The sequence below is a fragment of the Dietzia maris genome (genome assembly GCF_036287335.1).
Taxonomy (GTDB): Bacteria; Actinomycetota; Actinomycetes; order Mycobacteriales; family Mycobacteriaceae; genus Dietzia; species Dietzia cinnamea.
The window spans coordinates 184,313-196,368 of record NZ_CP143053.1 but is presented as its reverse complement, the minus strand read 5'-3'; the positions used below and the strand labels follow the sequence as shown (position 1 = coordinate 196,368).

Here is a 12,056-nt window from a genome sequence, read left to right as displayed (position 1 = left end):
TGTCACCTCTCTGCCGTGTGGATCCGGTACCGGTGGTGAGCCATATCGCCCGCCTGCTGTCCCAGGTACGTCCCGACGGCCGCACCGATGCCGGCGCCGATGAACGTTCCGAGGGGACCGAACATCGTTCCTGCGACGGCGCCGGCTGCGGCGCCTCCGAGCGCGCCGCCACCCAGAGCCCCAAGGGTCTCCGCGACGGCCTCGCCGGTCGACGTCCTCCCCTCGGCGTGGGCCTTCACGCCGTCGTACACCGTAAGCCCGCCACCGACCGGACCGGCGACCCTACCGAGTCCTCGCAACCCCGTCGCCGCGGCGCTGCCGAAGTCATCCGGAGCCGGGTTGAGCATGTGTCTCCCCCGGGTCCGTGGATCGAGTTCATCGGCGACGTCCGGGTAGCCCCGTGACGCGGCCCCCGTCATCGCGTCCACACCGCGACCCGGCCACGGGTCGTCCGGGCCCGGGATCGGCGACCGGTCGACCTCGAGTGGGATCGCGGAGTGCAGCCGAGCGGCGATCTGGTCGATCTCGCGCCCGTAGTGCTCATCGAGGGAGCGCACGGTGTCGACCGCGGAGCTGATCGCCTCCGCATGCTCATCGACCGCCGAGTGACCGATGTCGTCGCGACCAGACAAAGGACGCACCGACGATTCGCCCACCTGCAGTCCGGCTGCCTCGGCATCGGCGATCCGATCTCGAACCGTCTGAACTGCCGGCCCCAGCGCAGCGTGCGAGCTCCGGAGAGCATCAGCCAGATCCTCGAGTCCGTCAGCCAGCGTGCTGACGTGCGACTTCTCGCGTTCCACGGTGTCGAGGACGGCGTCAGCGGCCTCCCCGTCCCAGCCATCATCCAGCTCCGCCGCACCGTCAACCAGGTCCCCCCGGATGCTTTGCGCCACCGAGCCCTGCCGCCCGACCTCGCCACCGGCGCCCGTCAACGCGGACACGTCCCAACGACGAATGTCGCCGACTGTCCAGCTCACCGCCGGGCCACCGCTGCGAGGAGATCCGCGAAGTCCTCATCCTCGGCCTCGAGGAACCGGTGCGCCTCGGCCGCGAAGTCGGCCAGGCCCCCGAGCCGACCCGCGATTCTCGAGGCGCACACGGTGGCGGCACCACACGCCCGGTCCAGCGCCTGCTCGATCGCCGACCCGCCCGGAAGACCGCCGCCCAGACGTGCCGTGACCTCGGGAAACGTCACCTCCGCGGCCGCCTCCCCGCAGTCGCGGAACACCGAGACCGCGCTCGCGATCTTCCCGGCATCCGCCCTGATCGTCCCGTCGGGCACGAGCCCTCCTCGTCGTCGTTCCGGTCTACTACCGGGACGCCCCCGTGGCGTCCTCACCATGTACGACGCGCGCCCCACGCCGATCGGTTCCCCCGTGTCGTACCCGTGGTGTGTACTCGGGAGTGTGGAAGGGACACCGGTCACGGCCGGTTCCACCCACGACCCGGCGGCGTCGCCCGGCGTCGGGACCTCTCCCTCGAGGAGTGCACCATGTCGCTCACCTGGACCCCCACCCTCGACCGCGCACTCGCGGTCGCCGCCCGTTGCCACGCCGGCCAGACCCGCAAGGACGAACCGACGCCCTACATCGCCCATCCGGTCGCGGTGGCGCTGATCGTCTCGGACTTCACCGGCGACGAGGACGTGGCGGTCGCGGCGCTGCTCCACGACGTGCTGGAGGACGTGCCGCCATCGGTCTACTCGGCCGACGACATGACCGCCGAGTTCGGCGAGCGGGTCACGGAACTCGTTCGCGGCGTCTCGGAGGAGAAGACCGCCGGCGAGGAGACCCCGCCGTGGCGGGTGCGCAAGGAGGGCTACCTCGCGCGACTGGCCGAGGACTCCCACGAGTGCCTGCTCATCTCGGCCGCCGACAAGATCCACAATCTGCGCTCGATGGTCACCGCGCACAAGCGGCTGGGCGATGACATGTGGGGCCTGTTCAACGCCGGGCCGGAGGAAAAACTGTGGTTCTACCGGGCGATCGCCGACGCCGTCGCCGAACGGCTCGGTGACTGCACCGCCTCGCGAGAACTCCGCCGGGCCGTCGACGACGTGGCCGCCCTCGCGCCGGTGGGGTGACGTCATGCAGGACCACCGCCTCGGACCGGGTAGCGCCTCCCTGCGCCCGGCGGACGACCCGTGGCACGACTTCGAGCACACCCTCACCGGACATCTCCGCAGGCCCGGGGCGGTGGGCGCGATGGAATTCCGCGCACCGTCACAACCGTCCGGCGGACAGGGACGGTGCACCGTCCAACTGGCGGCGGGCGGGGCGGTCGCCTGGGTGACCGCCCGCCCCGCCGGGCACGACCTCGTCGAGGAGATGATCGCGCACACCGCCCCCACCTCCCCGGCGCCGATCGCCCGGGCGGTGGTCGACGTCTGCCGTGACCGGCTGGGAGTCCCGCACCCGCAACTGCTCACCCTCCGATGCGAGGGGACGGTCGGTCGCTACACCGGCGCGCTCAGGCTCATCCGGTCCGATTCCGTGCCCGTCGGACGCGACCCCGCCGACTATCCCAACCCGATCGACGTGGCCGTCGAGGTCGAGGACCACGTGGACGCCCGCGAGCGGTACGAGGCGATCATCGAACAGGTGACCGGCCGGCCGTGCGTGGTGGACGAGGTGGGCCACCTGGTCTTCGACCACGTCGGCCACCGGATGCACGTCTCGTTCACGGAGGACGAGCCGTTCGCCCGCATCTGGGCGTGGGTCGTCCGAGGTGTGCGTTCCCGCGCCGAGGCCGCTCTGGAGATCGCGCGCCTCAACCTGGACGACGACCTCACCTCGTGGGTCCTCGACGGTCGCCACGTCATGCAGCGCACCACCGTGCCCGTCGCTCCGTTCCTGCCCCGCCACGCGCAGCACGCACTCGAGCACTTCCTGCTCACGTACGCCGCCACGCGCGATCAGGTCGCAGCGCGGTTGGGCCCGCGTACGCGGAGTTAACGCAAGTTTCTTCGGCCGCCTCTCGCGGCCCATCGACCCGACATGGCCAGCAACCCCTAATTCTGGACGCTTACCCATGACAGTGGCACGGTCCCGTGAGCGGTTGTACCCCGCGTAGGCCGCCCTAGGAGCATGGGTCAGTAATGGCTCGAAGCGCGCCGAGAGTACGGCGGAGTGCGTGAGAGCGTTGCGCTCGGGCCGGCGTCACTGGCGGCCAGGTATTCGGTTTGCGAAGCCGCGGTGATGGCGTTCAGTCCGCGGGTCAGCCTGTAGGTCGCCCGGGCCTGCCAGTTCAGGCGATCTGGAGGCCGCCGAGCCCGGTGGCGCCGATATGACCGTGGAGCTTTCGCAGGTTGTGGCAGGCAGCGAGCAGTAGCCATTCACCGCGGGCGGCGTCCAGACCGCGAATCAGGAGTTGCTTGCCGTTCTGCAGGGTGCTCATCTGTCCGAAGACCGGTTCGACGATCGCTTTGCGCCGGGCGTAGACCGCTCGGCCTTTCTTCGTGGCGAGCTTGCGGGCCATGCGCTGCTTGTCCGTGGCGCTGGCCGGGATCGGTCCCCGGGGGGCGATCGGCGCCGGTTCCCCGCTGCGCTGTCGTCCGGTGGCGATGAAGAACTCGGTGCCCTGCTCGCCGGTGACCTCGGCGGAGGCGGCGAGGTTCGCGGCTGAGCAGTACCCGGCATCGGCGAGCATCTGCTTCGGGGCCTGCCCCGTGTTGCTGATGGCCTGCTCGGTCATGGGGATGAGGTTGCCGACGTCGGCGGCACAGTCGTTGACCTCGGCCGCCACGATGATCTGATGGGCGGCATCGACCACGGCCTGGCCGTTGTAGCACTGAGCGAACGACCCGTCCCCGGTGAGCATGATCTTCGACTCCGGGTCGGTGAAGTTGCGCTGGGCCTTCGGCCTGGGCGTGGCGCGCTCGGCGGCCTCAGCGGCCTTCTGCGCGACGGTGTCTTCGTCTTCGCCCTTACCGCGGGCCTTAGCCTCAGCCTTCTCCGCCGCATCGGCGGCGGCGTCGGCTTCCAGAGCAGCTTTGGCCTGGCGCAGCTTGACCAGGCGAGACTCTCGGCGGGCCAGCTCATCGGGCAGCTCGTCCCCGCGCCGGTTCTTGCCGAACTTGGCGTCCTCGGCCTTGTCGATGGCCTCGGCGGCGGCCAGCAGATCGGAGACCTCCTGGGCCAGTACCTTCTCCTTGTCCGTCAGCCGCGCGTACGACATGGCCTTGCGTTTGGAGGCGTTCGCCCGCAGCTTCGTCCCATCCAGCGCGACCTGTCCAAGCGTGACCATCCCGGCGGCCTGGCACAACGCCAACGCCTGCAAGAACAGGTTGCCCAGCGCGGCCAGGTGCCTCTTGCGAAACCTGGCGATCGCGCGGTAGTCCGGGGCCGCCCCGGCCGCCAACCACCGGAAAGCGACGATGTCGGTGCAGGCCTTCTCGATCCCGCGGGAGGAGCGCACCCCCGTGGTGTAGCCGAAGATCAGCAACCGCACCATCAACCGCGGATCGTACGGCGGGGCCCCGCGCCCCTCCTGGTAGGAGACGTAGATCCGCGATAAATCCAGGTGCTCATCGACCAGATCCGCCACGAACCGTGCCAGATGATCGGCCGGAAGCCAGTCATCCAGCGACGGCGGCAGCAACAACCCCTGGCCCGGGTCGAACGCCCGAAATGTCTTGCCTGCGCCCACCGGCTCGACCTCGCCCTGCCGGTCAGCCCGCTCGACGCGGAACTCCTCGGCGGCGAACAACCCTTCCTCGCCCATGACGACAATTATCCCGCCGAACCCGCCCCATCAGCGGACCTGAACTGGCGTGTTACTGACCCACGCTCCTAGCCTCGGCATACGCCCGAGTGGCAATCCGCCGAGGCCGCCCGGACACCGCGCACGACCGAAGGAGACGCATGTTCATCCACAAGCAGAAGCTCCAGTTCCAGTCGAAGCCCGAGAAGCCCGACGCCGTGTACGCCCGCAAACTGCAGGAGGTGATCGGCGGCCAGTACGGCGAGATCACCGTCGCCATGCAGTACAGCTTTCAGGCGTGGAACGCCCACATCCCGGGCAAGTACCGTGACCTGCTGTTCAGCACCGCGGCCGAGGAGTTCGGCCACGTCGAGATGCTCGCGACGATGGTCGCCCAGCTACTCGAGGACGCCCCGCTCGGCATCACCGAGGCCGCCGTCCAGAACGACCCGGCCGTCGCCGCGGTCATCGGCGGCACCGACGTCCAGCACGGCATCGTCGCCGGTGCCGGCGCGCGTCCCGTCGACTCCATGGGCAACCCGTGGTCCGGCGCCTTCGTCACCGCCAGCGGGAATCTCCTCGCCGACATGTGGTCCAACGTCAACGCCGAGTCCCAGGGCCGCGTCCAGGTCGCACGGATCTACCACATGACGGACGACCCGGGCATCCGTGAGCTGCTGTCGTTCCTGCTCGCCCGCGACACCATGCACCAGAACCAGTGGCTCGCCGCGGCCAACGAGCTCCAGGCCGAGGGCCTGGAGGAACTGCCCGTGCCGTCGAATTTCCCCAAGTCGAAGGAGGCCGCGGAGCACGCGTACACGATGTACAACTTCTCCGACGGCGCCGCCGCGGCCGAGGGCTCGTGGGCCTCGGGCCCGACGCCGGACGGTCACGGCGAATTCTCGTACTCGCCCGAGCCGCTCGAGGGCCCGCCGATGCCGCCGCCTACCCACCCGGACGCCCGGTTCTACGGCACCACCGAGCTGCCGAACACGGTCGAGAAGGCCGCCGGCACCGTTCAGGACAAACTGAACAAGGAGTAGTCGGCGCGCCGTCCAGACGAGAGCGGGCGCATCCGGTGTATACCGGATGCGCCCGCTTTCTCCTGCGACCCTGACGGGACTCGAACCCGCGACCTCCGCCGTGACAGGGCGGCGCGCTAACCAACTGCGCCACAGGGCCGTGCTTTTCGCACGAGAGGGAACATTAGCGGAAAGCTCGGCCCGAGCGTAAAACGGGGCCCCGCGCAGGTGGCGCGGCGCTCAGGGGACGGGCGCCTCACCCGGTCCAGAGGACGAGCATCGGTTGGCTCGAGATGAGCTCTCCGCCCTGGTAGATGCTCATCCCGGACGCGTCGATCGAGTAGAGTACGTCGTTGTTCGTGACCACCGCCCCGGTCCTGGTGACGGTGGGGTCGTCGATCTCCACACCCGCTCCGCCCGACGAGCCGCGGTAGTAGTACCGGCCGTTGTCGGGGTTGACGCAGATGGAGAACGACGCCTGCGTCGTGCGTCCGATCATGGCGGCCGGGTCGCCGGCGTTGCAGCGGGCCTGGCTGTCGGAGAGCCATCCGGACGAGTCGGCCCCGGCGGGCTGACCACCGCCGCGTGGGAGCCGGGGTGCCGGCGCCTCGCGGGTGACGGTGACGGTCTCGCGTGGCGGCGGGGTGGTGTAGGCGGTCTCGGTCACCGGAGGCGGTGGCGTCGAGGTCGACGGCGAGGACGACGACGACGAGGACTGCGCTGCCGCGACGCCCGGCCCGTCACCGGCGATTCCGCCCGGGCGGAGGGCGAGGTAGGCGATCACTCCGAGGAGGCCGACCGCGAGGACCGTCAGTACGGCGACGAGGGCGATCACCGCGCCGGGGGTCCCCCGCCGCGGCGTGGGCTCGTAGTCGGAGGTGTGCCACTTCCCGTCGGGCCCCCACCGCCCGTCACCGGAGTTGTACGTCATCACCGACTCCCCTCATAGACAGACCGTAGCGGTGCGTGCCGGCTGTCGGACGATCTCCGCGGTACCCGCGGTCACCCGATCGGCCACTCCCCGATCGCGGTGAGGTCCTCCGCGGCCGCGGTCACCGCGGTGGGCTCGCAGGCGAAGCCGACGGCCTCCGAGCCGTCCGCGAGGGTCACCCGGCCGAGCTGCATGGGTCTGGGCAGCTCGTCGAGGAACGCGCCGAGCGCCGCCGGGGACATCGTCCACCTCTCGCCGAGCAGTTCCGCGCCCTCGGCGTGCCGCAGGACGCCGGGCTTGGGCGGGTCCGTGTCAAGCCGGTACATCCGGTAGTCGGCGCTGGACCGCACGACGCCACGCCAGACCGCGCCGCGTCCGGTGAGTTGGTGGTCGAGCGGGCCGCCCCGGCGGTGGGCACCGAACACCACCAGGTCCACGGTCGGCGCGCCCGCGCCCAGGGGCCACGGTTCGAGCGGCTCGGTGGCGGCCTCGCGCTCCCCGGCGAACTCTGCCGCGAGGGCCGCCGCGATGTCGGCCACCACGCCGTCGTGGAACGGCCTGCCCACCACGGTGACGCCGAACGTCGCCGTACCGCGGTCCGCCTCGTCCACCTCTCCCGCCGGGACGGCCACCGCGCAGAGGTCGAAGAGGTTGCAGAAGTTCGTGTAGGTCCCCATCCGGCTGTTGAGGGCGACCGGGTCGGCCTGCACCTGCGCGATCGTCGGATGGAACGGCGCCGTCGGCACCAGCAGCGCCGCCGCGCCCAGGCGGTCGAGCTCGGCCAGGGCCCGGCGGCGCAGCGCCTCGACGGTCCGCCGGTCCCGCAGCAGGTCCACCGCCCGCACATCGCGGGCGGGCGCGATGATGCCGCGCACGGTCGGATCGATACCGGCATCGGCGGCCCCGTCGGCCCCGTCGAGGAAGGCGCCGACCGCCTCGTACCGCTCGGCGACGAGCGCGCCGTCGTAGAGCAGCCGGGCGGCGGCGAGGAACGGCGCGAGATCGATCTCCACCACGCGGAACCCGCGGTCGCGGGCCGCGTCGACGGCCGCGGCGAACGCCTCGGCCCAGCCGGGCGCCATGGCGGTCAGCTCGCGCGGGACCGCGATCGTCGCCCCCGGCGCCGCGGCGAGCGGGGCGTCCGCGGGCCAGCTCCGCGTGCCGTCGCCGCCCGCCATCACGCCGGTCGCACGGGAGGCCGTGCGCACGTCGCGGGCGAAGATCGTCACGCAGTCGTAGCTCGCGCAGGCCGGGACGACGCCGTCGGTGGAGACCACGCCGAGGCTGGGCTTGATCCCCACGATGCCGTTGAGTGCGGCGGGGATCCGCCCCGACCCGGCGGTGTCGGTGCCGATCGCCAGATCGCAGATGCCCAGTGCGACCGCCACCGCGGATCCCGAGCTCGACCCGCCCGAGACGTGGTCCGGCCGGTGCGCGGCCCGCACGGCGCCGTAGGGACTGCGGGTGCCGACCAATCCGGTCGCGAACTGGTCGAGGTTGGTCACCCCCACCACCACCGCACCGGCCGCGCGCAGACGGGCGACGGCGACCGCGTCCTGCTCCGGGACGGAGGCGAACCCCGGGCACGCGGCGGTCGTGGGTATCCCGGCGACGTCGACGTTGTTCTTGACCGCCAGCGTCATCCCGGCGAGGGGCCCGCCGGCGGCGAGGGAGGCCGCCATGTCGGCGATGATCGCCTCCCGGTCGCGCACCTGCAGGAACACCTCCGGCCGGTCGGCCTCCGCGAGTCGGGTCAGCACGGCGTCGACCAGTGACGCGGCCCGGTCCCGGAGTGTGGCAGCCGTCGTCGCGGCGCTCATGCGCTGAGCTCCCCGCTGGCGGCCCAGCGCGCGAACTCCTCGGCACGGGCGTGCTCCATGCGGCGCCTCGCGGAGGCGATGGAGTCGGCCTCGCGCTCGCAGAAGGCGTTGTGCTCGGCCAGGGAGAACGTGCCGTCGGTGATGTCGACGCGCCCGCGCCCGGCGGCGGTGTCGGCCCGCAGGTCGGCCAGCTCCTCGGAGGTCACCGGGTACCAGGAGATGCGGTCGAAGTGCCGCAGCAGCCACGGGTGCTCGGCGTCGAAGCCCGGTGCCGGTTCCGGGTGTCGGTGGTTCCACACCTGGGTGGTGCGGCCCACGAACTGGTAGCCGCCGGGCCCCTCCATGCCGTAGATGCACAGGTACGCGCCACCGATACCCACAGAGTTCTCGGCGGTCCACGTCCGGGCGGGGTTGTACTTGGTCGTCACCAGGCGGTGACGCGGGTCCAGCGGCGTGGCGACGGGCGCGCCCAGGTAGACGTCCCCCAAGCCCAGGACCATGTATTCGGCCTCGAAGACGGTGCGGTACACGTCGTCGGCGGTCTCCAGCCCGTTCATCCGGCGGATGAACTCGATGTTCCACGGGCACCACGGGGCGTCGTCGCGCACGCCGTACATGTAGCGCTCGATCGCCTCCCGGGTGGCGGGGTCGTCCCAGCTCAGGGGGAGTCGGACGTGACGGCTCGGCACGACCAGCGACTCGGCGGCGGGCAGGGCGGCCTCGGCCTCGCGGAGGGCGTCCAGGGTCGACGACACGGTGCTGCGCCCGGGGGTGATCTTGACCTGCAGCGACCGGATGCCCGGGGTGAGGTCCTGCTGTCCGGGCACGGGGTTGGACAGCAGGTGCAGGTAGAGGGCGTGCGCGCGGGCGCGGAGCTCCAGGTCGAGCTCCATCCGCCCGTATTCGACCAGGACGTTGTCGTCCCCGCCTCGGCGGTAGGTGATCTCGGTGAGCCCGTCCGCGGTGTGCCCGCGGCCCAGCACGCCGTCGTCGCGGTCCCCGCCGTCGCCGAGGACGTACGGACGGCCCGCGCCCCGCGAGCCCGCGGCGCCGACCCGGTCGGGCACGGCGTCCACGCGGACCCGCACGAACCGCACGGTGTCGCCCGGCGCCAGTTGCCCGAGCTTCCACCGGTCGCTGCTCACCACCGTGACCGGGCAGACGAAGCCGCCCAGGCTCGGGCCGTCCGGGCCGAGCAGGATCGGGGTGTCGCCGGTGAAGTCCAGCGCGCCCACCGAGTAAGCGTTGTCGTGGAGGTTTGACGGGTGCAGCCCGGCCTCGCCGCCGTCGGGCCGGGCCCACTTCGGGCGCGGGCCCTCGAGCCTTACGCCGGTGCGGTCGGAGTTGAAGTGCACGGTGTAGGTGGCCGCGTACAGCTCGTCCATCCCGGCCCGGGTGAGGAACTCGGGCGCGCCGTGGGGCCCCTCGGCGACCGCGACGTGCCAGTGGTGGCCGATGGCGGGGATCTCCTCGGCGCAGATCCGGCGGGGTGTCGCGGGCCCGGGCTCACCGACGGCGAGCGTGTCCCCCGCGGTGAGGGCGCGGCCCTCGTGGCCACCGAACCGCCCCAGGGTGAAGGTCGACGACGACCCGAGGTACTGCTGCACGTCGATCCCGCCGCGCACGGCCACGTAGACGCGCATCCCCGGTCCGCTGATCACCGGGATGTCGAGCTCCTCCCCGGCCGCCAGGGGGACCGGTTTCCACTGGGCCACCGGCCGCCCGGCCACGGTGGGCCGCACGTGCGCGCCGCCCACGCACACCGTGACCGGGACGTCCGCCCGGAGCCGGAGGCCGCCGCGGGTGCACTCCAGGCCGGCGGCGCCCTCCGGATTTCCCACGGCGAGGTTCGCCAGCCGCAGCGACTGGTCGTCCATCGCGCCGGAGGGCGGGACGCCCACCCCCCAGTACCCGACGCGGCCGGGCCAGTCCTGGACGGTGGTGATGAGGCCGGGGGCGAGGATCTCGAGGCGGGTCATGGCGGGTGCTCCTGTGGTGACGGGTGGCGGGTCGGGCCGGCGCGATCAGGCCGCGGGGATCAGGCGGTGACGATCATCCGGACGGGCGTCGGGTCGAAGCCGTTGCACGGGTTGTTGATCTGCGGGCAGTTGGAGACCAGCACGATCACGTCGCGGTCGGCGCGCAGCGCCAGGCTCTTGCCGGGCGCGGACCGGCCGTCGACGATCCCGAGCGTCCCGTCGGCGTCGACGGGCACGTTCATGAAGAAGTTGACGTTGGGGACCAGGTCCCGTTTGCCGAGCCCGTGCCGGGCGCCCTCGCGCAGGAAGTTCTCCACGCAGGCGTGTTGGTGGCGGGTGTGGTGGCCGTAGCGCAGGGTGTTGGACTCCTGCGAGCAGGCGCCGCCGAGGGTGTCGTGGTTGCCCACCTCGTCGGCAGTGATGGTCACCATCGGCTCGCCGGCGTCGTCGCGCAGGACGCTGCCGGTGGTGAGGAAGATCGAGCCCTGGGCCGCGACGGTCGCCGGTGCGCTGTAGCGGCGGGTGGCGTCGTGCGCGTCGTAGAAGAGGGTGTCGACGGCCTGGTTACCCTCGAGGTCGACGATGGTCAGCGTCTGGCCCGCGCGCAGGACGCGGGACCAGGCCGCCCGGGCGGGCACGGTCTCGTCCGAGATCACGGTCGTGTTGGCGGGCACGATCCGGTCGGTGGTCGCTGTCTGTGTCATGGCGGTTCTCCTCAGGAGGTCGGGGCGAGAGCGGCGGCGCGGTGGGCGGCTTCGGAGTTGGCCAGGGCGCGCCAGTACTCCTGGTCCTGCTCGACGCCGGGGAAGGTGTCGGCGACCAGGGCGTCGAGGTCCCCCGGCGCGCTCCAGGCCAGGAGCTCCACCGTCCCGGCGTGGTAGTCCGGGGACGGATCGAGCGGGTGGTCGGCCACCGCCACGGCCAGCACGACCGGCAGATGGACGACGAGGTCGACCGCCGCGCCCGGGCCGGCGTTCCCGGTGGAGACGAGCGTGCCGTCGCCGTCGACCCGGACGCCGTGGAAGAACGACACCGGATGGGGCAGGTCGCGCTCGCCCAGCCCGTGCTTGAGCGCCGCCAACAGCAGCAGTTCCCGTCCGGCCGGAGACTCCGATTCCGGCGCCCCGGCCCCGTACCGGGCCGTGTTCCCCGCTAGGGTCGAGGCGCCGCACAGCGCATCGTGGTGACCGGAGGTGTCCGCGACGATCGTCGCGAGCACGCGCCCCTGGTCCGACAGCAGCGGATGGCCGGTCCCGAGGTAGGCCTGCCACGGGACCTTCACCGTGTCGGCGGTGTTGAGTCGCTCCCAGGGCGCGTCCGCGCGCCACATCATGAGCGAGGCGCAGGCCGTGCCATCCCTGTCGGTGAGTCGGATCCGGGTGCCCCGGGCCAGGGTCACCGCGGTGTACCGGCCACCGGGGATGGACTCTGCCCACGTCAGGCGGTCAGCCGGGACGTCCGTCGGTGGGTGGGGCCAGTCGGTGGCGGGGACGACCGGCATGGCGTCGGTGATCATGCCGGCCTGGGCGCGGGCGTGCTGGCGGGCACCCGAGGTGGTGGATGTGCCTGCGGGACTGGATGCGGTGGTGCTGGTCATGAC

At 71.9% G+C, this 12,056-nt stretch carries 11 protein-coding genes and 1 tRNA gene; 3 read left to right on the top strand and 9 right to left on the bottom strand.

Going from position 1 to position 12,056, the window contains the following annotated elements; genetic code table 11:
* Positions 1-2 precede the first annotated feature (2 nt).
* Together VYL96_RS00900 and VYL96_RS00895 are read right to left on the bottom strand one after the other, a co-directional pair.
* Positions 3-980, bottom strand: a complete 978-nt coding sequence (locus VYL96_RS00900) for a WXG100 family type VII secretion target (RefSeq protein WP_061917114.1) — start codon at positions 978-980, stop codon at positions 3-5.
* Positions 977-1,285: a hypothetical protein gene (locus VYL96_RS00895; RefSeq protein ID WP_061917111.1), complete on the bottom strand. Its 309-nt coding sequence runs from the start codon at positions 1,283-1,285 to the stop codon at positions 977-979. The genes VYL96_RS00900 and VYL96_RS00895 overlap by 4 nt, the downstream gene beginning before the upstream one ends.
* A gap of 210 nt (positions 1,286-1,495) precedes the next feature.
* On the opposite strand from VYL96_RS00895, the gene VYL96_RS00890 reads away from it, so the two are divergent.
* Both VYL96_RS00890 and VYL96_RS00885 read left to right on the top strand, forming a co-directional pair.
* Entirely contained in the window at positions 1,496-2,086 is a 591-nt protein-coding gene (locus tag VYL96_RS00890; protein WP_061917107.1) for an HD domain-containing protein, read from the top strand.
* 4 nt (positions 2,087-2,090) lie between these two features.
* Positions 2,091-2,957: a T3SS (YopN, CesT) and YbjN peptide-binding chaperone 1 gene (locus tag VYL96_RS00885; protein WP_061917104.1), complete on the top strand. Its 867-nt coding sequence runs from the start codon at positions 2,091-2,093 to the stop codon at positions 2,955-2,957.
* 292 nt (positions 2,958-3,249) lie between these two features.
* Here VYL96_RS00885 and VYL96_RS00880 read toward each other — a convergent pair whose 3' ends face one another.
* On the bottom strand, positions 3,250-4,725 hold the full coding sequence (locus VYL96_RS00880; protein WP_061917889.1) for an IS1182 family transposase: 1,476 nt from the start codon (positions 4,723-4,725) through the stop codon (positions 3,250-3,252).
* 140 nt (positions 4,726-4,865) lie between these two features.
* Here VYL96_RS00880 and VYL96_RS00875 point away from each other — a divergent pair, with 140 nt between their 5' ends.
* Positions 4,866-5,747 (top strand): manganese catalase, encoded by an 882-nt coding sequence (locus VYL96_RS00875; RefSeq protein ID WP_131886490.1) that lies wholly within the window; start codon positions 4,866-4,868, stop codon positions 5,745-5,747.
* A 65-nt stretch (positions 5,748-5,812) separates the two neighbouring features.
* On the opposite strand, the gene VYL96_RS00870 is transcribed toward VYL96_RS00875, so the two are convergent.
* The 6 genes from VYL96_RS00870 to VYL96_RS00845 all read right to left on the bottom strand — a co-directional run bounded on the left by VYL96_RS00870 (position 5,813) and on the right by VYL96_RS00845 (position 12,053).
* Positions 5,813-5,886: transfer RNA gene (locus VYL96_RS00870), tRNA-Asp, on the bottom strand.
* Between the two features lie 96 nt (positions 5,887-5,982).
* Positions 5,983-6,657 carry a hypothetical protein gene (locus VYL96_RS00865; RefSeq protein WP_070720741.1) on the bottom strand — a complete coding sequence of 225 codons (675 nt, stop codon included), beginning with the start codon at positions 6,655-6,657 and terminating at the stop codon, positions 5,983-5,985.
* Between the two features lie 71 nt (positions 6,658-6,728).
* Positions 6,729-8,477 carry an allophanate hydrolase gene (atzF, locus tag VYL96_RS00860; protein ID WP_131886489.1) on the bottom strand — a complete coding sequence of 583 codons (1,749 nt, stop codon included), beginning with the start codon at positions 8,475-8,477 and terminating at the stop codon, positions 6,729-6,731.
* Complete coding sequence (locus tag VYL96_RS00855) at positions 8,474-10,456, bottom strand: 5-oxoprolinase/urea amidolyase family protein (protein WP_131886488.1); 1,983 nt, start codon at positions 10,454-10,456, stop codon at positions 8,474-8,476. The genes atzF and VYL96_RS00855 overlap by 4 nt, the downstream gene beginning before the upstream one ends.
* Before the next feature lie 59 nt (positions 10,457-10,515).
* On the bottom strand, positions 10,516-11,160 hold the full coding sequence (locus VYL96_RS00850; protein WP_131886487.1) for an urea amidolyase associated protein UAAP2: 645 nt from the start codon (positions 11,158-11,160) through the stop codon (positions 10,516-10,518).
* Between the two features lie 11 nt (positions 11,161-11,171).
* Positions 11,172-12,053 (bottom strand): urea amidolyase associated protein UAAP1, encoded by an 882-nt coding sequence (locus VYL96_RS00845; protein WP_131886486.1) that lies wholly within the window; start codon positions 12,051-12,053, stop codon positions 11,172-11,174.
* Between the last annotated feature and the right edge of the window lie 3 nt (positions 12,054-12,056).

What these genes read in the sequence shown, in the direction of transcription:
- VYL96_RS00890 (WP_061917107.1), top strand. Translation starts at nt 1,496, where the DNA reads ATGTCGCTCACCTGGACCCCCACCCTCGACCGCGCACTCGCGGTCGCC.
- VYL96_RS00885 (WP_061917104.1), top strand. Translation starts at nt 2,091, where the DNA reads ATGCAGGACCACCGCCTCGGACCGGGTAGCGCCTCCCTGCGCCCGGCG.
- VYL96_RS00880 (WP_061917889.1), bottom strand. Translation starts at nt 4,725, where the DNA reads ATGGGCGAGGAAGGGTTGTTCGCCGCCGAGGAGTTCCGCGTCGAGCGG.
- VYL96_RS00875 (WP_131886490.1), top strand. Translation starts at nt 4,866, where the DNA reads ATGTTCATCCACAAGCAGAAGCTCCAGTTCCAGTCGAAGCCCGAGAAG.
- VYL96_RS00865 (WP_070720741.1), bottom strand. Translation starts at nt 6,657, where the DNA reads ATGACGTACAACTCCGGTGACGGGCGGTGGGGGCCCGACGGGAAGTGG.
- atzF (WP_131886489.1), bottom strand. Translation starts at nt 8,477, where the DNA reads ATGAGCGCCGCGACGACGGCTGCCACACTCCGGGACCGGGCCGCGTCA.
- VYL96_RS00855 (WP_131886488.1), bottom strand. Translation starts at nt 10,456, where the DNA reads ATGACCCGCCTCGAGATCCTCGCCCCCGGCCTCATCACCACCGTCCAG.
- VYL96_RS00850 (WP_131886487.1), bottom strand. Translation starts at nt 11,160, where the DNA reads ATGACACAGACAGCGACCACCGACCGGATCGTGCCCGCCAACACGACC.
- VYL96_RS00845 (WP_131886486.1), bottom strand. Translation starts at nt 12,053, where the DNA reads ATGACCAGCACCACCGCATCCAGTCCCGCAGGCACATCCACCACCTCG.